The sequence below is a fragment of the Blautia sp. Sow4_E7 genome (genome assembly GCF_052116245.1).
GTDB lineage: Bacteria > Bacillota > Clostridia > Lachnospirales > Lachnospiraceae > Blautia_A.
This window is the reverse complement of sequence record NZ_JBQKLL010000025.1, coordinates 1-21,827: the sequence shown is the minus strand read 5'-3', so window position 1 is coordinate 21,827 and position 21,827 is coordinate 1. Positions and strand designations below refer to the sequence as shown.

At 45.5% G+C, this 21,827-nt stretch carries 15 protein-coding genes; 11 read left to right on the top strand and 4 right to left on the bottom strand.

Annotated elements, in window-relative coordinates; genetic code table 11:
- Nucleotides 1-4: 4 nt before the first annotated feature.
- Complete coding sequence (locus tag ACTQ50_RS13300) at nucleotides 5-709, bottom strand: LytR/AlgR family response regulator transcription factor (RefSeq protein ID WP_441484598.1); 705 nt, start codon at nucleotides 707-709, stop codon at nucleotides 5-7.
- A gap of 221 nt (nucleotides 710-930) precedes the next feature.
- Between ACTQ50_RS13300 and ACTQ50_RS13295 the strand changes: the two genes are divergently transcribed.
- Nucleotides 931-1,554 (top strand): hypothetical protein, encoded by a 624-nt coding sequence (locus tag ACTQ50_RS13295; RefSeq protein WP_441484597.1) that lies wholly within the window; start codon nucleotides 931-933, stop codon nucleotides 1,552-1,554.
- A 163-nt stretch (nucleotides 1,555-1,717) separates the two neighbouring features.
- Here ACTQ50_RS13295 and ACTQ50_RS13290 read toward each other — a convergent pair whose 3' ends face one another.
- The gene (locus ACTQ50_RS13290) at nucleotides 1,718-3,631 is read right to left on the bottom strand and encodes a glycoside hydrolase family 2 protein (protein WP_441484596.1); all 1,914 of its coding nucleotides are present in this window, start codon (nucleotides 3,629-3,631) and stop codon (nucleotides 1,718-1,720) included.
- A 187-nt stretch (nucleotides 3,632-3,818) separates the two neighbouring features.
- Here ACTQ50_RS13290 and ACTQ50_RS13285 point away from each other — a divergent pair, with 187 nt between their 5' ends.
- The 3 genes from ACTQ50_RS13285 to selA are packed head-to-tail and all read left to right on the top strand — an operon-like array spanning nucleotide 3,819 to nucleotide 8,628.
- Nucleotides 3,819-5,180, top strand: coding sequence for an MATE family efflux transporter (locus tag ACTQ50_RS13285; RefSeq protein ID WP_441484595.1), 1,362 nt, complete (start codon nucleotides 3,819-3,821; stop codon nucleotides 5,178-5,180).
- 18 nt (nucleotides 5,181-5,198) lie between these two features.
- The gene (locus ACTQ50_RS13280; protein WP_441484594.1) at nucleotides 5,199-7,055 is read left to right on the top strand and encodes an ABC-F family ATP-binding cassette domain-containing protein; all 1,857 of its coding nucleotides are present in this window, start codon (nucleotides 5,199-5,201) and stop codon (nucleotides 7,053-7,055) included.
- Nucleotides 7,048-8,628, top strand: coding sequence for an L-seryl-tRNA(Sec) selenium transferase (gene selA / locus ACTQ50_RS13275; protein WP_441484593.1), 1,581 nt, complete (start codon nucleotides 7,048-7,050; stop codon nucleotides 8,626-8,628). The genes ACTQ50_RS13280 and selA overlap by 8 nt, the downstream gene beginning before the upstream one ends.
- A gap of 84 nt (nucleotides 8,629-8,712) precedes the next feature.
- Here the strand turns inward: selA and ACTQ50_RS13270 are convergent, their stop codons facing one another.
- Nucleotides 8,713-9,366, bottom strand: a complete 654-nt coding sequence (locus ACTQ50_RS13270; protein ID WP_441484592.1) for an L-rhamnose mutarotase — start codon at nucleotides 9,364-9,366, stop codon at nucleotides 8,713-8,715.
- 442 nt (nucleotides 9,367-9,808) lie between these two features.
- On the opposite strand from ACTQ50_RS13270, the gene ACTQ50_RS13265 reads away from it, so the two are divergent.
- A complete protein-coding gene (locus tag ACTQ50_RS13265) occupies nucleotides 9,809-11,146 on the top strand; it encodes an MATE family efflux transporter (RefSeq protein WP_441484616.1) in 1,338 nt (445 codons plus the stop codon).
- A gap of 111 nt (nucleotides 11,147-11,257) precedes the next feature.
- Here the strand turns inward: ACTQ50_RS13265 and ACTQ50_RS13260 are convergent, their stop codons facing one another.
- Nucleotides 11,258-13,693 (bottom strand): GH36-type glycosyl hydrolase domain-containing protein, encoded by a 2,436-nt coding sequence (locus tag ACTQ50_RS13260; protein WP_441484591.1) that lies wholly within the window; start codon nucleotides 13,691-13,693, stop codon nucleotides 11,258-11,260.
- Nucleotides 13,694-14,188: 495 nt separating this feature from the next.
- Between ACTQ50_RS13260 and ACTQ50_RS13255 the strand changes: the two genes are divergently transcribed.
- The 6 genes from ACTQ50_RS13255 (at nucleotide 14,189) to ACTQ50_RS13230 (ending at nucleotide 21,615) form a co-directional block, all read left to right on the top strand.
- On the top strand, nucleotides 14,189-15,217 hold the full coding sequence (locus tag ACTQ50_RS13255; RefSeq protein ID WP_441484590.1) for a LacI family DNA-binding transcriptional regulator: 1,029 nt from the start codon (nucleotides 14,189-14,191) through the stop codon (nucleotides 15,215-15,217).
- Between the two features lie 45 nt (nucleotides 15,218-15,262).
- Nucleotides 15,263-16,612 (top strand): hypothetical protein, encoded by a 1,350-nt coding sequence (locus ACTQ50_RS13250; RefSeq protein ID WP_441484589.1) that lies wholly within the window; start codon nucleotides 15,263-15,265, stop codon nucleotides 16,610-16,612.
- Nucleotides 16,613-16,853: 241 nt separating this feature from the next.
- The gene (locus tag ACTQ50_RS13245) at nucleotides 16,854-17,831 is read left to right on the top strand and encodes a carbohydrate ABC transporter permease (RefSeq protein WP_441484588.1); all 978 of its coding nucleotides are present in this window, start codon (nucleotides 16,854-16,856) and stop codon (nucleotides 17,829-17,831) included.
- Nucleotides 17,831-18,703, top strand: a complete 873-nt coding sequence (locus ACTQ50_RS13240) for a carbohydrate ABC transporter permease (RefSeq protein ID WP_441484587.1) — start codon at nucleotides 17,831-17,833, stop codon at nucleotides 18,701-18,703. The genes ACTQ50_RS13245 and ACTQ50_RS13240 overlap by 1 nt, the downstream gene beginning before the upstream one ends.
- Before the next feature lie 300 nt (nucleotides 18,704-19,003).
- The gene (locus ACTQ50_RS13235) at nucleotides 19,004-19,642 is read left to right on the top strand and encodes a trimeric intracellular cation channel family protein (protein ID WP_441484586.1); all 639 of its coding nucleotides are present in this window, start codon (nucleotides 19,004-19,006) and stop codon (nucleotides 19,640-19,642) included.
- Nucleotides 19,643-19,782: 140 nt separating this feature from the next.
- Entirely contained in the window at nucleotides 19,783-21,615 is a 1,833-nt protein-coding gene (locus tag ACTQ50_RS13230; protein WP_441484585.1) for an ABC-F family ATP-binding cassette domain-containing protein, read from the top strand.
- Nucleotides 21,616-21,827 lie beyond the last annotated feature (212 nt).

Sequence of the window (21,827 nt, the reverse complement as noted above, 5' to 3'; positions counted from 1 at the left end):
AAAATTATGAAAAAAGATAGTTCAGATATTCCTTCTTTATGGCGTTGGCACCCCGCTTGCGGATCTGGACGATTTCCTGATTGTCCAGGAGAAAGCCTTCTTCCAGAGCTTTATGAATGCGGTCCATATTTACCAGACAGCCCCGGTAGCAGGAGAGAAAGCATGGCAGATCCTGGATCAGCTCTTCAAATTTCTGGAAGGTCAGGTAGGTGCGAAGCACACCGGCATCGGTGTGGAGCTGGACTGCATTGTGGAAGGTGTCTGCATATAAAATTGTTTTTACAGGTACCCGTACGAGAGTCCGGTCACAGATCACTTCAATGTATCGTGCATCCTGAGCACTTTTGATTTGGATGGAATCCAGCACTTTTGCCAGCTTCACCGGATCCAACGGTTTCAGAAGATAATAGGTAGCCTGGACGTCGTAGCTGGCGACTGCGAAAGCGTCACTGCTGGTGACAAAAATTAGGGCACAGGAATCCCCCTTCTGACGAAGGTTTAGTGCCACATTCATGCCGTTGCCCTGTTCCATGTAGATATCAAGAAAGACCAGATCATATTTGTCAGGGGTGTAATCCTCCCAAAAGGCGGCAGGAGAGGAAAAGGTGTGCAGCTGAACCGTAAGCTGACGCCTGGCGTAATAATCGCTGACAGTTGCTGCGAGTGTATCAAGATCCTGCTTTACATCGTCAATCATTGCAATATTCAATCGATAAATCCTCCGTAAGAAGTAAATTCAAAATATTATTGTAAATCATAAATTCAAAATATCACCGAAAGTGTCATTTCATCCCATGTGTATTGTTTTTTGAAAATGAATCGGATATAGTAATCTTAAGGTGATGAGCAGCTTGAAAGTAATACTTTTTCGGTATACTTTCTAAGACCTCTCTATAATATCACAAAATACGACAAAAGTGAGGTAGAAAAATGAAAAATTGGAAAAAAGTTATGGCTATGTTATGTACCGCAGCAATGGTTACCGGATTCTCCGCTCCTGTATGGGCTGAAGCAGATGCAGCAGAGGATACTGAGGCAGCAGCAGATGATATCACAGAGCTGACAATGGATATGCTTGACGAAGCTGCATACGAAGGAACATGGTTATCTTTCGAGCAAGGGTTTGACCTCTATGTACCAAGTAACTGGAACGTTCTGGAGATTTCTGATGATGACGCAGCTGATGGACTTATGTTCCAGGCTCAGGATCCAGATTCTGAAGAGGGCGTAAACATGGTAGTGACCGCTACAGATGTTGGAACAGAGTATGATCTGTATTCCATGGCTGATGAGCTTGCTACAGAGTATGAGGATGTTGAGAAAGTTTGCATCAACGGACTCTATGGTGTTACCTTTGAAACCGAAACTACATACGGACTGGCTTTCCTTGAGGATGCTGAGGGCGTTATGTACAACGTTCAGATCGGACCGAAATCTGATGATGTTCAGCCGACCGCTGAGACACTTTTCATCTCTCTGATCAAGACTGAAGACAATACAGCTAATACAGGCGACGAAGCAGCTGACGCAGCAGAAGCAGATGCAGCAGAATAAGAATCTGTAGACTGAAATAAGAAAATAGAACAGGAGTTATACCGCATATCTGTCTATAGAGCAGAAAAGCGGTATAGCTCCTGCTTTTTGTTGCATATTTTTGAAAAATTCCCGGTTCCTCTTTCGTCATTGAAAAGAAAACCGGGAATTTGCTGTTTTTAAATTAGTTTTTCAAAGATTTTTTTAATTTGGCATTCCATTTCTGCACGATCAATGGATTCATTTTCACCTTCTTACGGTCGTAAGTGATCAGTCCGTTGGTTTCTTCCTCGATATCTGAGAGCTGGGTGTAAATGGCAGCGGAATATCCTTTTTTTACAGAAGGGACGATGGTGCTTTCCATAAGTCTGGAAAAGCCGTCTGTGAGAGCCTCGCTGGTGGTGAATTTCTTATATCCGTACACATTTTTGCAGGCGCTGTGTTCTGGCAGGCGAAGAGAATAGCCGCCAAATTCGGAAAGAGCAAGCACACGGTCTGATTTGGGAACCGGAAGTCCAAGGAAATAGTAGTGAAGACTGTTGATATCTCCACATCCCTGGTCGAACCATCCGCTGGCAGAATCCACAAGACGGGAAGAATCCAGCCGGTGGATAAAATCTGTCACCTTTTTCGTGGAAAACTGTCCCCATCCTTCATTAAATGGAACCCATGTCACAATGGAAGGATGGTTGTACAGAGCCTTTATCATGTCCCGGATATCATCTATATATTCCTGGCGTCCATTCTCATCTGTGCGGGAAAGAAGGCGGGCGTGGATATCTTTTACCGGAATGCGCATCCAGTTGAAAAGAGTGGCAAGATAAGTGACAAACCAGTGATGGTAATCGGAACCTCCGTTTGGCATGTCCTGCCATACCAGCATCCCCATGCGATCGCAGTGGAAATACCAGCGGTCTGCCTCGATTTTGCCATGCTTGCGGAGCATGTTAAAGCCAAGCTCCTTCATAGCACGAATGTCGTAGATCAGGGCTTCGTCAGAAGGTGCGGTGTAAAGTCCGTCGGGCCAGTATCCCTGATCCAGAACGCCGCTCTGGAAGTAAGGCTGGTTATTCAGGAAAAAGCGTGGATAACCGTCGTCTGCCATCTGCACATCGCACTTACGCAGGGCAAAATAGCCAAGAATCCGGTCACTGCCAAATTCCAGGGAATAGGGATAAAGCCAGGGCTCTTTGGGATTCCAGGCTTTTTGTTCTTCCTCTGGAATGGAGAGGACAGCTTCTTTTCCTGGCTTTATGACGGCTGTGAGAATCTCGCCCGCACACAGTTCCTCCTTTAATCCATCTGCGTCAAGGAGAACTGGTGGGTAAACCTTGCAGATGATAGAAGCTGGATCTTCCGGGTTCGTGTGATCTGAAAACGTAGAAGGAGGGGGCGTTTGCGTGCCCTGGGCAGCTGCATCTGAAATATGCCTGGAGACTGTACGGACTCTCATTCGAACCAGTCCTTCGTCAAAATCCGGTGTGGTGCGCACGTCTCTTATGTAATCATTTGGAACAATTTCCATCCACACCGTCTGCCAGATCCCGCTCTGGGCAGTATAGAACATGCCGCCTCTTTTTAGCTGCTGTTTGCCTCTGGCGTGGTAGGAGGTATCGCTGAAATCGTGGACGCTGATCAAAATAGAGATGGTGAGATCTTCCGCGATAAAATCCGTAATATCTGTGTGAAAGGGAAGGTAACCACCCTTATGGTAAGCTGCAAATTTCCCATTAATGTACACGCTGCAGATCTGATCCACAGCTCCGAAATGGAGAAGAAGCCGCTCCTTTCTCCTGTCCAGGCAGTTTTCTGGGAGCTGGATGATGTGGGAATACCATAAGGTCTCATCAGGAAGAAGCTGTCGGTTCACCTGGGAAAGAGGCGCTTCTGGGGAAAAAGGCACCAGGATCTGGCCGTCAAATGGGAAGTTTTCATTTTCGTAAAATTGCCATGGCAGAATACGGCTGTCTGTGATCAGATAATCCCACATTCCGTTCAGATTGATCCAATGTCTTCGTACCATGCCTGGTCTTGGATATTCTTTTAAGGTCTGTCCCTGGGCAGCCGCCCCGGTCCAGATGGTTTCCAGATTTTTCAAATATAGATCCTCCTTAAATGGTAAAGTTTATTTACGAAAAGTATGAAAAAATAATTATCATGATATCTTTTATTATACACGAAATACCGTACTTTGCAATTGAAATTGCCAGGAGAAGGTTCAAAAGTTGTAATTGAAAAAGCAGGCGGGTTATGTTACGATAGAAGATACTGATGGAGGGGAAAAAATGAATCAAACACAAAACAAAAACCTGCTGACAGAAGGTTCCATCTGGAAAAAGCTGATGGGCTTTGCATTTCCACTTTTTCTGGGAAATCTGTTTCAGCAGCTGTACAATACGGCAGATTCCCTGATCGTGGGAAACTTTCTGGGAAGTGATTCGCTGGCTGCAGTAAGCTCATCTGGCAGCCTTACTTTTTTGCTGGTAGGATTTTTCCAGGGCCTGGCAATGGGAGCAGGCGTTATCATTGCCAGGTATTTTGGGGCAAGACAGAAGAAGGAGCTTCACAGAGCCATTCATACTACCGTTGCATTTGGTATCTTATGCGGTATTCTTCTTACAATTGGCGGTGTTGTGCTGGCACCGAAGATCCTGATTCTGATGAAGACACCGGCGGATATTCTGCCGAAATCTACTTTATATTTCCAGGTGTATGCTATGGGATCCCTGGGACTGGTTCTTTATAACAATTTCGTAGGTATCATGCAGGCGGTGGGAGACAGCCGTCATCCCTTGTATTATCTGATCTTTTCATCTTTATTGAACGTTACCCTGGACATGGTATTTGTAGGCGGAGTTGGAATGGGCGTGGAGGGCGCAGCTTTTGCAACGATTATTTCCCAGTTTGTAAGTGCTTTTTTGTGTCTTTATCGTCTGATGAAAAAGAGCCCGGAGGAATATACCGTTTCCCTGAAAGAAATCTGTCTGGATCCTTATATGCTGAAGCAGATCGTATCCAACGGTCTTCCGGCCGGCGTGCAGAATTCTGTGATCGCCATTGCAAATGTGGTGGTACAGTCCAATATCAACAGCTTCGGCAAGCTGGCAGTGGCTGGCTGCGGAGCCTATTCCAAGGTGGAAGGGTTTGGATTTTTGCCGATTACCTGTTTTTCTATGGGACTGACCACATTTATCAGCCAGAATCTTGGGGCGAAGAAGTATGACAGGGCGAAAAAAGGTGCACGTATTGGCATTTTGTGCAGTATTTCCATGGCAGAGGTGGTGGGGATCATTGTGTATTTTGCAAGCCCGGTGCTGATCGCAGCTTTTAACAGCGATCCGGAAGTGGTTGCCTATGGAGTGAAGCAGGCCCATGTGATCACCTTGTTTTACTTTCTGCTTGCGTTTTCCCACTGTATTGCAGGGCTTATGCGAGGCGCGGGGAAAGCTACTGTGCCGATGTTCGTTATGCTGGGCTGCTGGTGCCTGATCCGTGTGACCTATATTACCATTGCTGTGAGACTGCGTCCGGTGATCCAGACTGTATTCTGGGCGTATCCGCTGACCTGGTCTTTAAGCTCCATCCTGTTTTTGATCTTCTATCTGAAATCAGACTGGATCCACGGCTTTGAGAAGAAAAGGAAATAAAAAGGAGTTAACATTTTTATGAATGTGCTGAATATCGAACATGTAAGCAAGATTTTTGGAGATAAAAAGATTTTTGATGATATTTCTTATGGAATCCATGATGGGGACAAGATTGGAATCATCGGAATCAACGGGACTGGTAAAAGTACTCTTTTGAAGATCATTGCAGGGGAAGAAGAGACGGACGAGGGACAGGTGATCTCCCAGAATGGACTGCGGATCACCTATCTGCCCCAGATGCCGGATTTTCCAAAGGGAGCCATTGTGCAGGATTATGTAGCCGATGGGAAGTGGCAGAAGGACTGGAGCACTGAGAGTGAGGCCCGGAATATTTTAAACAAACTGGGGATCACCGAGCATGATGTGCCGGTAGAACAGCTTTCCGGCGGACAGAAGAAACGTGTGGCTCTGGCCCGTACTCTGGTGAATCCTTCAGATGTGCTGATCCTGGACGAGCCAACCAACCATCTGGACAATGAGATGGTGACCTGGCTGGAGGACTATCTGAACCGGTTTAAGGGCGTTGTGATCATGGTTACCCATGACCGTTACTTCCTGGATAAGGTTACCAATAAGATCCTGGAGATCAGTCACGGAAAGCTATATTCCTATGATGCCAACTATTCCGGCTTTCTGGAATTGAAGGCGCAAAGAGAAGAGATGGAGCTGGCTTCCGAGAGAAAGAGACAGAGTATTCTCCGCATGGAACTGGAGTGGGCAAAGCGTGGCTGCCGCGCCAGAAGCACCAAGCAGCGCGCCCGTCTGGAACGCCTGGAGGCCTTAAAAAGCGGCAAAGCACCTACTCAGGACCTGGATGTGCAGATGGATTCCGTGGAGACCAGAATGGGAAAGAAAACTGTGGAGCTTCACCATATCTCCAAAAAGTATGGGGATAAGGTGATCCTGGATGATTTCGATTATATTGTGCTGCGAAATCAGCGGCTTGGGATCATCGGACCCAATGGCTGTGGAAAGTCCACTTTGATCCGTATTATTGACGGGATGGTAGAGCCGGATTCTGGCACTGTGGAGATTGGAGAGACCATCAAGATCGGCTATTTTGCCCAGGAAGTGCCGGATATGGATGGAAATCAGAGGGTGATCGACTACATCCGTGATGTGGCAGAGTTTATTCCTACCCGTGATGGCAGGATCAGTGCTTCCATGATGCTGGAACGTTTCCTTTTTGACTCTGCTATGCAGTACACACCGGTTGCCAAGCTTTCCGGTGGGGAGAAGAGACGTCTGTATCTTTTGAAGGTGCTGATGGAAGCTCCCAATGTGCTTCTTCTGGATGAGCCAAGCAATGATCTGGATATCCCCACTTTGACTATTCTGGAGGATTATCTTTCTACTTTTTCCGGAATCGTGATCACAGTGTCTCATGACCGTTATTTTCTGGATGATGTGGTTGACCGTATTTTTGCTTTCGAGGGAGATGGAAAGCTGACCCAGTATGAGGGCGGTTATACAGACTATGCAGAGGCGCGGGCACGAAACTATGGTGCCGGAAGTGGTGCGTCTGGCGGTGCTGGCCTGGTGAATAAGACGGCTTCTGGAAGTGCGATTGGAGAAGATGAGCCGAAGAAAGCTACCAAAAAGGACTGGAAGCAGGGGCAGAAGTCCGAGAAGCTGAAATTTTCTTATAAAGAAGAGCGGGAATATGCCACTATTGATGAGGATATCGCGAAATTGGAAGAGAAGATTGCCAGGCTGGAAAATGATATGATGGCAAATGCAACCAATTCGGTGAAGCTTCGTGAGATCATGGCAGATAAAGAGGCAGCAGAACAGCAGCTGGAAGAGAAAATGGACCGTTGGGTATATTTAAATGATCTGGCGGAGAAGATCGAGGCACAGAAGAATAATGGATAAAGATGGCAGGACATTGCCGGTTTCGAAAACGCATAAGGAAAAAGAAGCGGGAAATTCCCGAAATGAGAGCAATGAAGTGTTTCGACGGATTCCGAAAATTGACAGGATCATGGGAATGGAACCTGCAAAAGAGCTGGCCGGGCAATATGGATACACGGCTGTGCGGGACGCTGCCAGGGAGGCTGAGGAGCAGCTGAGGGCTGATCTGCTGCAGGTGGTTCTGGCTAATGGAAATGCAGTCGCAGAACAGAAACCGGTTAGCTGGAAGGAAGAACAACGGATAAGGCTGTGTGATATAAGCGTTGCAAAAAAGATGGGTTCGAAAGATTATGAAGCGTATATTTTGCAGGAGATGAGACAGCTTCTTTCCTGTGGAAGCCGGAAGAGAATGCAGCGGGTGATCAATGCTACCGGCGTGATCCTCCACACCAATCTTGGAAGAGCACCGCTGGGAGAGCGCCTGGTGTCAGAACTAGTGCCTTTGATGACTGGATATACCAATCTGGAAATAGATCTGGAAGATGGGAAAAGAGGCAGCAGGTATGACCATTTTGCAAGTAATCTGTGCAGGCTGACGGGAGCAGAGGCTGCTATTGCGGTGAACAATAATGCGGCAGCGGTACTGGTTATGCTGACAGCGCTGGCTTCTGGAGGGGAAACCATTGTTTCCAGAGGGGAGCTTGTGGAGATCGGGGGTAAGTTCCGGATTCCGGATGTGTGCAGCCAGAGCGGAACCACACTTGTAGAGGTGGGAACCACCAACCGGACCTATCTTCAGGATTACGAAAATGCTGTGACTGAGAATACCGCAGCCTTTCTGAAGGTGCACACCAGCAATTACCAGATTACCGGGTTTACCCACGAACCGGAGCTGGCCGAACTTGCAAATATGGCTCATAGCCGCGAAATTCCCTTTCTGGTGGACTTTGGAAGCGGCAGCCTTGTGGATATGGCATCCTATGGAATCCAGCCGGAAAAAACGGTACAGGAGCTTTTGAAGAAGGGGGCAGATATTGTTTCTTTCAGCGGAGATAAGCTGCTGGGCGGCCCCCAGGCGGGAATCCTGGTGGGACGTAAGGATCTGATCGAGAAGATTTCGAAGCATCCTCTTATGCGGGCGCTGCGGATCGATAAATTTACAGCTGCGGCACTGGATAAGACGGTGGGTATTTACCTGGATGACAGGAAGCTGGAAGAAGAGCTTCCTGTTTACGAAATGATGGGACGGAGCATTGAGGAACTAAAAGCCAATGCAGGGTGCCTTATGGACGAATTGCTTGGAAAAACGGAATTTGAATATAGGATCCTTTTTCCCGAAAATGAGTACAAAATGCCACCGCCGCAGAATCCCATCGGGGGAGGAACCACGCCGGGAAAAACACTGCCGGGTGTAGCTCTGGCCATAAGAAGCAAGGCGGGGAATGACTGCTCAGCACAGGAGGTCAGTGCGCGCTTGAGAGGATTGGAAGTTCCGGTGATCGGTCATATTGTGGATGACTGGGTTTATCTGGAAATGCGGACGATCCAGCCTGGTGAGATTGAAATATTGAGAAAAGAATTAAAAGAGATATAAAATGAAACTCCCTTATTACGCCCCGGTTTGCAAAAGGTAAAGATGCAAAACGAAACGTAATAAGGGAGTTTTGTAATTACCAGATTATTTACCCATATGCCAGGCCAGTCTTACACTTGCAGAGTGGATCTGTCCGGTAAGCCAGTCGCAGTCATTGGTGATCCAGTCCATAATGCCAAGCTGGCGGGTTTCCCAGGCAACGGTAGCTTCGTGAGCCTCCGGTGTTTCCTCTGTCTCCATAGTAGTGTCAATCTCATTATAGCCGAAAATATATCCGCCTGCGCTCCAGATGCTGAAGTTGCTGTCCGGGCCTGGATCGATCTTGTCGCCTCTTGCAGCAACCAGTCCGTCGTGTCTTGCCTTGTATTCTTCCTCACAGCCTGGTTTCAGCTTCGTCATAAACATTCTGTGGCGGATCAGTTCCTTGTTTTCGCGGACAATTCCGAAATTGTGATACATCAGGCGCATGTTTTCGCCAGGAGTGGAAATCCAGGTAAAGGTGTCATCAATCCTGGAAGTGAGCGCCTGGATCTTAGCCTTTTTCTCTTCCGAAAATTCGTTGTTTTCGTCTGTTTCGTAGTATCCGAAAATCAGGGATTCGCAGTTCCAGATGCTGAAATTATGTACCTTCTCCTGATCCAGAAAAGCGGTAAGCTCCGGCCAGATTTCCCCTAATTTCTGGCGGTATTCATTCTTTTTCCCTTCTTTGATCTCCATAGCAAAACTGTGTCTTTCCATAAGAAAATTCCTCCGTTTTATAAAAATAATATTGTATATGCCCTGGTAATCCTTAGAAAATTCCATTGGCAAATATAAAACTAAGATGTTTGCTGCGGTTGATATTCTGCAGGTCATGCCGCTGCAAACAGCCATTATCTAGAAAAGAATAGGTTACTGTTCACTCCGTGACCAGTAACCGCTTCGCGATGCACAGAAATCATGCATTCGCATGATTTCGCGCCGCAATTCTCGGGTTTTCTGTGAACTACGTTCACAAAAAACACCTCGCGGAACATTACCAGTGAACAGTAACAAGAATAGCACAATTTTTCATAGAAATCCACCCTTATATTGACATCTGGCACGTACTTATATACAATAAGAGAACTGGCCTTTGGGCTTAATTACAGAAGAGAGGGGATTATTTTTGGAAAAAGAAGTAAAAGTTCAGGAAAATAAAATGGGCGTTATGCCAGTGGCGAAGCTTCTGCTTACCATGTCTGTGCCCATGATGATTTCCATGCTTGTCCAGGCACTTTATAATATTGTGGACAGTATGTTCGTGGCAAAATTAAGTGAGAGCGCACTTACCGCGGTTTCCCTTGCCTTTCCGGTGCAGAACCTGATGATCGCAGTGGGAACGGGTACCGGAGTTGGTATCAATGCGCTGGTATCCCGCGCCCTTGGGGAAAAGAAGAACGAGTACGCCAACAGCGCGGCAAACAATGGTATTTATCTTGCCATTTTCAGTTTTATCGGATTCGCTATCGTGTGCGGACTGTTTGCACCGGCGTTTTTCAGTGTGCAGACTTCTGATCCGCAGATTCTGGAATATGGTGTGGATTATGTGAGAGTGATCGGGATTATGTCTTTCGGACTGTTTATCCAGCTGGTAAGTGAGAAGCTGCTGCAGTCTACAGGAAAGACGGTTTATTCCATGCTGACACAGCTTTTAGGCGCGATCATCAATATCATTCTGGATCCGATCATGATTTTCGGATTATTCGGATTCCCGAGAATGGAGGTAACAGGTGCAGCTCTTGCAACGGTAACCGGACAGATCATTGCAGCGATCATTGGTGTGGTCATTAACATTAAGCTGAATAAAGAATTGCATATTTCTCTTACGAAATACAAGCTTTCCGGACCGGTGATCCGCGGCATTTACAGCGTAGGCTTCCCGTCCATTATCATGGCTTCCGTAGGTTCTGTTATGACCTTTGGAATGAATAAGATCCTCATGGGATTTACTTCCACAGCCACTGCAGTATTTGGCGTATACTTCAAGCTTCAGAGCTTTATCTTTATGCCGGTGTTTGGACTGAACAACGGAATGGTTCCCATTGTTGCTTACAATTATGGTGCCCGAAAACCAGAGCGTATTACGAAAGCCATTAAGCTCAGCATTATTTATGGTGTATGTATTATGCTGGCCGGTTTCGCGGTGTTCCAGCATTTCCCGGAAAGTCTTCTTGGAATCTTCAGTGCCGCTGATGACATGCTGGCAATCGGCATCCCAGCCCTCCGGACCATCAGCCTCAGCTTCCTGATCGCAGGATTTTCCGTGGTAGCGTCATCCGTATTCCAGGCATTGGGACACGGCTTTTTAAGCCTTGTAGTGTCGGTCCTTCGTCAGCTGGTAGTGCTGCTTCCAGCCGCATTTATTCTGTCAAAAGTTGGCGGCCTTGGTGCCTGCTGGTGGGCGTTCCCGATCGCAGAAGTATTCTCTGGCGTAATCTGTTTCGTGTTCATCCGCTACGCATACAAGAAAGAGATTCACCCGCTTTACGAAAAGTAGAATAATAGAAAAATGAAAGCCTCTGGGACTTCGGTTTCGGAGGCTTTTGTTATACAGCAAAACAGGGAATCCATAATTAGGATTCCCTGCTAAAAACGGTAATATTAAGTTTTATGCCATATGTACGGTCACATGATACTCGGTTTTTCCATCCTCTACTGGAACTACATTTCCATCCACATGTTTGCCATCTACTTCCAGATAAGCAACTCCCTTTTCCACATTGCTCGGGTTCTTAACGTCGAAGTAGTAGGTAGCACCGCGGAAGCGGCGGGTAAGAGTAAAGTCACCGAAGCCTTCCGGAATACACGGATCAATAGAAAGTCCGTCGTAGGATGGCTGTACACCCAGGATCGCCTGGGAAAGATTTACGAAAGTCCATGCAGCAGTTCCGGTCAGCCAGCTGTTCTTCGCTTCGCCATGGCGGGCTGCATCACGTCCTGCGATCATCTGAGAGTAAACATAAGGCTCTGTACGATGGATCTCACTGATGTTCTCAATATAAGACGGGCAGGTCTTTTTATAAATTTCAAAAGCGCGGTTTCCACGTCCGATCACTGTTTCTGCAATGGAAATCCATGGATTATTATGGCAGAAGATTCCAGCATTTTCCTTGTATCCCGGTGGGTAGGAAGAAATTTCACCAAGATTCAGGTAATATCTGGTGTAAGCCGGCTGGTGAAGCATAATGCCGTACTTGGTATCCAGACGCTCCTTAACAGAATCCAGAGCCTTCTTAGCCAGACCTTCCTTTACACCGATTCCGGCGATAATACAGAAGCCCTGCGACTCAATAAAGATCTGTCCCTCTTCACACTCATGGGAACCAACCTTCTGGGAAGCGGCATCGTAAGCACGAAGGAACCATTCTCCATCCCAGCCGGCATCAAGAACTGCCTGATACATTTCATCAACAGCCTTCTGCGCGATCGCTGCGTCTTCCTCTTTACCAACACGTCTGCAGATCTCTGCAAACTCATTGCCATATTTTACATACATACCTGCAATAAATACAGATTCTGCAACCGGTCCCTCAGATGGTCCAGTGGTCTGGAAGGACTCACCTGGTTCATTGGAGAAGCAGTTCAGGTTCAGGCAGTCATTCCAGTCAGCACGTCCGATCAGTGGAAGTTTGTGCGGTCCAAGATGGGTGCGGCTGTATTCGAAGGAACGGCGAAGGTGCTCAAACAGCGGAGCCGCTTTTTCCATATGGCAGTCAAAAGCAACCATCTCGTCCAGAATGGAATAATCTCCAGTTTCTTTTAAATAAGCTGCCACAGCTGCAATCAGCCACAGCGGGTCATCATTAAATCCGCTTCCGATATCCAGGTTGCCCTGCTTGGTAAGAGGCTGGTACTGATGGTAAGCACTTCCGTCTTCAAACTGGGTAGCGGCAATGTCCAGGATTCTCTCTCTTGCACGCTCCGGGATCAGATGTACGAATCCAAGAAGATCCTGGCAGGAATCACGGAAGCCCATTCCGCGGCCTGTTCCAGATTCATAGTAAGAAGCAGAACGGGACATATTAAAGGTTACCATACACTGGTACTGGTTCCAGATATTTGCCATACGGTTTACATGTGGATCCTGGCTCTCTACATGATAGCGGGAGAGAAGATCATCCCAGTAAGCGTTCAGAGTAGCGAAAGCTGCATTTACCTGTTCGGAAGTAGCGAATTTCTCCATGATCTTCTTAGCCGGATCTTTCTTGATCACGTTTAAAGCTTCCCATTTGTTGTCTTTCGGGTTTTCGCAATAGCCAAGAAGGAAAACAAATTCTTTCTCTTCGCCAGGTGCCAGGGAAACGTTGATCTGCTGGCTGGCGATCGGATACCATCCGCTGGCAACAGAATTGTGGCTCTTGCCTTCCTCTACGACAATAGGAGCATTGTTGCCTCTGCCAAGACCTAAGAACTCATCACGGCTGGTATCGAAACCGTCTACAGGGGCATTTACGGTAAAGAAGCTATAGTGATTACGGCGCTCACGGTATTCGGTCTTATGGTAAATAGTGCTGCCAATGATCTCAACTTCGCCGGTACTTAAGTTTCGCTGGTAGTTGGTCATATCATCCACTGCATTCCAGAGACAGAACTCTACATAAGAGAATAACGAAACCTTTTTCGCTTTATCAGAATTATTCTTAAGTGTCAGCTTGTTGATCTCGCAGGCGGTATCAACTGGGACGAAAGCCAGAAGATCAGCGGCCAGGCCATTTTTCTCACCGTGGAAACGGCTGTAGCCAAGTCCGTGGCGGCACTCATAAACATCAAGAGGGGTGCGGGTTGGCATTGCACCTGGATTCCATACCGTATCGCCATCTTTGATATAGTAGTATTTTCCGTTGGAATCTACCGGAATGTTATTGTAGCGGTAACGGGTGATGCGGAGCAGCTTCGCATCTTTATAGAAGCTGTATCCGCCGCAGGTATTGGAGATCAGTGTAAAGAAATCCTGGGAGCCAAGGTAGTTGATCCAGGGTAATGGAGTATCTGGTGTAGTAATGACATATTCTTTATTGACGTCATCGAAATGTCCGAAATTCATAGTGAACCTCCTTAAATTTTAGTGAAGTTATTCTTTGTTATTAGCCTAGTTACATAGCTGATTCGTTTTAACAGTTGTTTCTAAATGAGTAAATGCACTAGTTGAAATTGTGAGATAATTAACATACGAAAACGAATAAGTAAAGGCAATAAGAAATAATAGTAAAGAATAATGGTATATATTTGCCCTTAGTATAATAGAAAGACTGATTAAAAGCAACATAAAAATTACAGTAATAATTAAATCTATTATATATTACAAATCAGAGATTTACAGCACGAAAGTTTTCGCGAAAAGTTTTCGAAAAGCATTTGTGTTCTCTGCCAAACTGTTAAAAACACACATATCCAAATTGTGCAATAGGTAGAATGACGTGAAAACGCACAAAAAATGGCAAAAACCACTTGATTTTTTGTGCACTAGGGGATATTATAAGCTCACGAAAACGATTTAGAGATGACAGGAAAGAAAAACAGGAAAGAGTGAGGCAAGCATATGGTTTCCATGAAAGAAATCGCAAAAAAATGTAATGTCTCAGTCGCCACTGTCAGTAAAGCATTAAATGGTTACTCCGACATCGGAGAGGAAACAAAAAACTACATATTAAGAACGGCTTCAGAGATGGGATATCTTCCCAACTCATCGGCAAGAGCTTTGAAGACGAAGCGAACCTTTAACCTGGGAGTCTTATTTGTGGACGAGGCCCGAAGCGGTCTTACACATGATTACTTCAACAGAGTATTGGAAAGCTTCAAAAGCACCGCAGAAGCGAAAGGCTATGACATCACTTTTACAAGCGGAAATGTTTCCGGTAAGAGGATGACCTACCTGGAGCACTGCAGATACCGGGGCGTAGATGGAGTGGTAATGGCCTGTGTGGATTTTACCGCAGAAGAGGTTCAGGAGCTTCTCCTATCAGACATTCCGGTGGTGACCATCGATCATATCTGTGATGGAAGGATATCGGTAGTATCCAACAACATCCAGGGAATGGAAGAACTTGTTACCTATATATATAAGAAGGGACACCGCAAGATCGCTTACATTCACGGAGATGACACATCGGTTACCAAGAACCGTCTTGGAAGTTTTTACCGGACCCTGCAAAGGCTGGGAATTGAAGAACCGGATGAATATGTAAAGCCATCTTTTTACAGAGATGCTGATCTGGCAGGTGAGAGAACCGGCGAACTCCTGGATTTAAAGGATCCGCCAACCTGTATTCTCTATCCTGACGATTATGCAGCGATGGGAGGGATAAACGAGATACGGGAAAGAGGACTTCGGATACCAGAAGATGTTTCAGTAGTTGGCTACGATGGAATCAACATCGCCCAGGTTCTTGAACCCAAGCTTACAACCCTTTGCCAGGATACAGCGGCAATCGGAAGGATAGCAGCAGAAAGGCTGATTGAGCTGATTGAGCACCCGAAGACAACAGTCATTGAGAAATACACAGTTGATGGAACTCTTTTTAAAGGAGCTTCCGTGAAAACTTTGTATCCTCAGAAAAATTTCAAGTAGTTATTAAAAAAATTAAAAAGATATAATTTTAAAGGAGGAAGTAACATGAAGAAAAAAATGGTGAGCGTATTATTAACAGCTTCTATGCTGGCAGGAATGACAATGTGTGCAGTTCCGGTTATGGCAGAAGGAGATACCCCGGAGAATGAAGTTACCGGTGACGCTTCCGCAGATGATTCCTTTGTAGTATGGGGATGGAACGACGATATCAAGAAAATTCTTGATGGACCATTCAAAGAGGCTTATCCAGATGATTACGAAAGAATCGTATTCGTAAACACAGGCGGATCTGACTACTATCAGAGCAAACTGGATCCTGTACTTGATGATCCTTCAAATGAATTATATCCGGATATGATGGGTCTGGAAGTTGACTACGTTCAGAAATATGTAAACAGTGACTGGGTACAGAACGTAGCAGATCTTGGAATTACAGCTGATGATTATGCAAACAGCTATCAGTACAACCTGGATCTTGGATCCGATGTAGATGGAAACGTAAGAGCACTGTTCTGGCAGGCAACTCCTGGATGCTACGCAGTTCGTGCAGATCTGGCTGAGAAATATCTTGGAACAACAGATCCGGCAGCTTTAGCTGAGAAATTCAAAGATCTGGATACCATCGTTGCTACAGCTAAAGAAGTTAACGATGCTTCCGGCGGAAAATGCAAACTGTTCTCCGGCTATGATGAGATCAAACGTAGCCTGACCGGTTCCAGAACCCAGGGCTTCTATGATGAGAACGATAAGATCACAATCGATGACAACATCAAGACATACATGGAAACAGCTAAGACTCTTTATGACGAAGACCTTACCTTCAACACAGATCAGTGGAGCGCTGACTGGAGTGCAAACATGAGCGGTGACGGAGAAGAGTCCAATGCAGCACTTGCATATATGGGATGCCCATGGTTCGTATACTGGTGCTTAACAGATGAGTGGAAAGACAACACAATCCTTGTTCCTACCCAGACAAAATGCTATTGGGGTGGCACAGGACTTGCAGCTACAACAGATTGCGCAGATACCGAGCTTGCAGCTAAGATCATGAAATTCTTCACATGTGACGAAGATGGAATGGTTGCAATCAACGCTCTGAACTCTGACTATGTAAACAACACAGCAGCTGTCAGCAAGATCATCGACGCTGGAACATCAGCAGATGGCAACGGATATCTGTATCCAGACGCTGGACAGAACTTCATGGAGTTCTTCCTTCCATTAGCAGACGGACTTGATGCTTCTATGGTAACAGCAGAAGATCAGCAGATCCTTTCCCTTATGGATACTCAGACCAAGGCTTATGCTACAGGCGAAAAAGATCTTGATACTGCAATCGCAGATCTGACCGCATCTATCCATGATACATTCTCTTACCTGAGCGCAGAATAATCTGGCTTAAGAGTTTGTGAGGTCAATGATTCATAAGTAAGTAGTGAGTGTGCTGCTTCTTCCCAAAAGAAGGAGCAGCACATTCTTATATATGACATGCGAGCAGCTGCTTTTGCTATGAGAAGCAGAATGACTGCCAGTGGCAGAGGAGGATGGCGCAGAAGTCCCAAGTGGCAGGCACTCCCGCCAGTGTCAGGCATTCTGCCTGGGAAAAGCAGGCAACTTCAGACAGGAGGCTGTTATGAATAAGAAAAAGAAAAAAATGATCGATTATGGAAGGTACGGCTACTTCTTTATTGCACCGTTTTTTATCACTTATCTGGTGTTCCAGTTATGGCCGCTGATCAATACCTTCTATTATAGTACCTTATCCTATTACAAACGTAATGGACGTGAATTTATGGAGTTTGCAGGATTTCAGAATTTTGCAAACATTTTGGGAATGACTGCAGGCGAGAGAGGATATGTACTCAGCTATCTGAAAAATACTCTGGTAATGTGGGGCTGTAACTTTGTTCCGCAGATTCTGGTTTCCCTTCTTCTGGCAGTCTGGCTGACAGATGAGAAGGTTAAGGTAAAAGGAACCGGCGCTATGAAGGTTATCGTTTATCTGCCAAGTGTTATTACCGCAGCTTCTGTTTCCGTACTGTTTAAATCCTTATTTTCCCAGTATGGACCGATTACTCAGACTTTAAAAGACTGGGGAATTTTAAGCAAGAACTTTGACTTTATGTCCAGCGTAGCAGGAAGCCGTGGATTGATCTCCACAATCCTGTGGTGGATGTGGTTTGGTAATACGACCCTGCTTCTGATCTCCGGTGTTCTAGGTATTGACCCAGGACTTTTCGAGGCAGCTGATATTGATGGTGCAACAGGCTGGAAGAAATTCCGCTACATCACCTTACCGCTTTTGAAACCAATTATGCTGTACACACTGGTTACCTCCGCAATCGGTGGTCTTCAGATGTACGATATCCCGGCACTGTTCAACGTTCCGGAGACTGGACTTGTTGGTCTGCCAGATGACAAGACTACTACAATGGCAATGTACATTATGCGTCTGTACAACAGCGATGTTGGAAAGGCAGCAGCCGTTTCCGTAGTACTGTTTATTATTACTTTGGTTGTCAGTCTGATCCTGTTTGCCACTATGAGCGACAGTGAAGACAGACGTATGAAAAAAGAGCAGAAACAGCGTAGAAAGGCAGGTGGAAGATAATGAGTAAAGCCGCAACAGTAGACAGCTACAGCAAAAATATGCTGCATCAGAAAGTCTTCCGTACCATTATTTGTATTTTATTCTGTATTATTGCACTTTTGCCATTTGTTCTTCTGGTTATGAACGCAACAAGAGATTCCGAGTCCATTAAGGCTGGTGTTTCCCTGATTCCGTCCACACACCTGATCGAGAACTGGAAAAACCTGATGATCAAGCAGAATGGTATGCAGATCACTTTGCAGAAAGCGATCATCAACTCTGCAACCATTACCATTCCTGGAACCTTCCTGTCAGTTTATTTCTCATCTCTGACAGCTTATGGTATCCATGTATATGATTTCAAATTTAAGAAATTTGCATGGGCATTTATTATGGCAGTTATGATGGTACCAAGCCAGATTTCCATTATCGGTTTCTACCGTTTCATGCTGGATCTGAAGCTGATCGATACATATGTTCCGCTGATCATTCCTACCATTGCAGCTCCGACCGTTGTTTTCTTTATGAAACAGTACATGGAGAGCACCCTTTCCCTGGAAATGATCGAGGCAGCCAGAATCGACGGTTCCAGAGAGTGGAATACTTTCAACAAAATTATTCTGCCGATCATGAAACCGGCAGTTGCCACACAGGCGATCTTCCAGTTTATTGCACAGTGGAACAACCTGTTTACACCTACCATTTTGCTAACAACAGACTCCAAGAAAACCCTTCCTATGTTCGTACAGCTGCTGAGCTCCAACCAGTTCCGTACTGACTATGGTGTAGTTTACGTAGGACTGTTTGTTACCATTATCCCGCTGGTTGTTGTATACCTGGTACTTTCCAAGTATATCGTTGCTGGTGTTGCACTTGGCGGTGTGAAGGGCTGATGGGCGTGTATGGAATTATTTGACTAAGAAAAATATTATAAAAAATGAGAGTATGGCCGGGGGAAAAATCTTCCGGTCATATTTTTAGCTCTTTTTCGAAAAATAATTTAGTGGTGCTGAAATTTGTTGAGATTTTTGGTATTTTCAGGTGGCAAACTAAGAATTATATGTTATACTGATTTGGTGTCATTTGCCACGCAAAAAGGTAAATCTTTCTGTGACAAGGGTAAGAAGCAGCGTTTGCTGCGCAAACTTTGTATTGGAAATGGCATAGGATAAATTGGACGAGGTTATTATTTTATGGGTTATCAGGAAACAATCACATTTATTCTGGAAATGATCGGAACCATTGCGTTTGCGGCGTCAGGTGCTTTGGTGGGATCGGAGCAGAAGATGGATATTTTCGGAATTTCGGTACTGGGTGTGATCACGGCTGTTGGCGGTGGGATGATCCGTGATGTGACGCTTGGAATCATTCCCCCAGGCGTTTTTCAGAACCCGGTGTATGCGGCTGTAGCAGTGCTCACTTCCGTGCTTGTATTTTTCCTTCTTTATTTTAAAAGAGAATTGTTGGAAGGAAATGTTACTTATGATAAGGTGATGCTGGTGATGGACTCTGTGGGACTTGGGATTTTTACGGTAGTTGGGGTGAACACAGGAATCCGCCAGGGCTTTGCAGACAATACCTTCCTGCTGGTATTTGTGGGAACCATCACTGGAGTTGGCGGAGGATTGCTCCGTGATATGATGGCAGAGGTACCTCCCTATATTTTCGTAAAGCATATTTATGCATGTGCTTCCATTGTGGGAGCGATTGTGTGCGTGTATACGTACCGCTGGTTTGGGGTGGTGGCATCCCTGATCTTCGGATCTGCGGCGGTGATCCTGATGAGATATCTGGCAGCACACTACAGGTGGAATCTGCCGAAATTGAAGTAAGGAATTAGAAGGGGATATTGGAATAGCTTCCGGATAGAAACGGAGGCTATTTTGAGTTTTTTCGGGAGAAAAATCTTGTAAATTATTTACAGGAATGTTACCATTTTAAAGATAGCGAAATATAGAGAAAAGGAGTACTTATGATTAAAGCAGAGAATTTATCCTACTCTTTTCCACATAAAGAGTTATATAATAAAATTTCATTTACCCTGGAAGATGATGTGCATTGTGCTTTCATTGGCACAAATGGAACCGGTAAGAGCACACTTGTGAACATGATCCTTCAGCCGGATGATTATTTATACGATGGAAAGCTGATCATCGATGTGCCTGGAAGAATCGGGTATGTCAGTCAGTTTTACACCATTGATGAGGAAAAAGAAGTTACTGTATTTGACTATATCAGTGAAGAATTTGTGAGATTGCAGAATAAGATCAACCAGATTTGTGAAGATATGGCCACTACGGATCATCTGGAAGAGCTGATGGAGGAATATCAGCAGACTTTGGATGAGTTTAATGCCATTGATGGTGATTTTTATGAAAGTAATATCCGCAAACAGCTGAAGCTGGCGGGGCTGGCAGGGTATGAAGACCAGCTTCTTACCAATTTAAGCGGCGGAGAGTTCAAGCTGGTGCAGGCAATCCGGGAGATGATGATCAGTCCGAAATTTATTATTATGGATGAGCCGGATGTGTTCCTGGATTTTCAGCATTTAAATGCACTTCGGAATCTGATCAATTCCCATAAGGGAACCTTGCTTGTGATCACCCACAACCGTTATCTTCTGAATCATTGCTTCAACAAGATCCTTCATTTGGAAAATACAGAGATGCAGGAGTTTGACGGCAATTATGTGGACTACAATTTTGCCCTTTTGCAGATGAAGATTGAGCAGCAGGAGCTGGCTGCGGCAGATATGGAGGAGATCGAGCGCAACCGGAAGATTGTGGAGCGCTTACGGAACAGTGCGACAGCCATTGACAGTGCCACAAGGGGAAGAAGCCTTCATGCAAGGGTTTCCCTGTTGGAGCGGCTGGAAGCCAGAAAAACAAAGTCTCCGTTTGTAGATATTAAACAGCCGGAGATTGTGCTGCATGCAGATGAGGATTTGACAGGAAATGCTTTGGAAAAATCAGCCGGTGAATTTCAGGAAACAGAAGGAAAAGCGGTTCAGGAAAATTTAGGTGTTGAAAAAAAGGTTCAAGACACTGTACTTACAGTAGAAGACTATAATGTAACTTTTGACCGTGAGATCATGGAACATGTCTCCTTCTCTCTCCAGGCAGGTGAGAAGGCTGCAATTGTGGGACCAAACGGTACAGGTAAGACAACTCTTCTCAGAGACATTATCAAGGGCGAAAATCCGGCCATCCACCTGGGAGAAAATGTAAAAATGGCGTATCTTTCCCAGATGCATGGGGAGGTATTTGATGAGAAAGCTACCGTCCTTAAGAATTTCGCAGATGCAGGCTTTGACACAGATGCCCAGGTGATCGCTTATCTGAAAACTTATGGCTTTGAGGAAGAGCTGATCTACAGTCCGGTGGGAGAGTTGTCTGGTGGAGAAAAGAACCTTCTCCAGCTGGCGAAGATTTCCAGAACTGGTGCCAACCTGCTGCTTCTGGACGAGCCTACCAGCCATCTGGATACCTATTCCCAGCTGGCCTTAGAGCAGGCCATAGAGAAATATAATGGAACAGTGCTCATGGTTTCCCATGATTTCTACACCGTTGCCAATTGTATGGATTACGTGCTTCTTACAGAAGATAAAGGTCTTCGCAAGGTGAGCATGCGAAAATTCCGAAAAATGATCTACGCCGATCATTTCGATAAAGATTATCTGGAATATGAGCAGAAGAAAAAAGAACTGGAGAACCGGATCGCTTTCGCTCTTCAGGCTGGTAAGTATGAGGATGCGAAAAAGATTTCGGAGGAACTGGAGAAACTTTTGCAAAAATATAACGGATAGGGAATCTGATAGAATATATTTTGGGGCTGGGAATATTTAATGCGATATTGCTAAAATATAAGTCAGGCAAAGAAAATGTATTGTGGATAATTGTAGTATTATTGTTACTGACGACCGGTTTTGTCCAAAACCATCCGGTATTTTTTGCCCGGAATCAGACGGAATTTCTGTCCGCCAGAGACTTTTATTTAAATTTCTGGCGGACATTTTTC

Coding starts and splice junctions, on each gene's coding strand:
- ACTQ50_RS13270 (WP_441484592.1), bottom strand. CDS start 9,366: ATGGAAAGACACAGTTTTGCTATGGAGATCAAAGAAGGGAAAAAGAAT.
- ACTQ50_RS13245 (WP_441484588.1), top strand. CDS start 16,854: ATGAATAAGAAAAAGAAAAAAATGATCGATTATGGAAGGTACGGCTAC.
- ACTQ50_RS13295 (WP_441484597.1), top strand. CDS start 931: ATGAAAAATTGGAAAAAAGTTATGGCTATGTTATGTACCGCAGCAATG.
- ACTQ50_RS13240 (WP_441484587.1), top strand. CDS start 17,831: ATGAGTAAAGCCGCAACAGTAGACAGCTACAGCAAAAATATGCTGCAT.
- ACTQ50_RS13230 (WP_441484585.1), top strand. CDS start 19,783: ATGATTAAAGCAGAGAATTTATCCTACTCTTTTCCACATAAAGAGTTA.
- ACTQ50_RS13260 (WP_441484591.1), bottom strand. CDS start 13,693: ATGAATTTCGGACATTTCGATGACGTCAATAAAGAATATGTCATTACT.
- ACTQ50_RS13285 (WP_441484595.1), top strand. CDS start 3,819: ATGAATCAAACACAAAACAAAAACCTGCTGACAGAAGGTTCCATCTGG.
- ACTQ50_RS13265 (WP_441484616.1), top strand. CDS start 9,809: ATGGGCGTTATGCCAGTGGCGAAGCTTCTGCTTACCATGTCTGTGCCC.
- ACTQ50_RS13255 (WP_441484590.1), top strand. CDS start 14,189: ATGGTTTCCATGAAAGAAATCGCAAAAAAATGTAATGTCTCAGTCGCC.
- selA (WP_441484593.1), top strand. CDS start 7,048: ATGGATAAAGATGGCAGGACATTGCCGGTTTCGAAAACGCATAAGGAA.
- ACTQ50_RS13235 (WP_441484586.1), top strand. CDS start 19,004: ATGGGTTATCAGGAAACAATCACATTTATTCTGGAAATGATCGGAACC.
- ACTQ50_RS13250 (WP_441484589.1), top strand. CDS start 15,263: ATGAAGAAAAAAATGGTGAGCGTATTATTAACAGCTTCTATGCTGGCA.
- ACTQ50_RS13280 (WP_441484594.1), top strand. CDS start 5,199: ATGAATGTGCTGAATATCGAACATGTAAGCAAGATTTTTGGAGATAAA.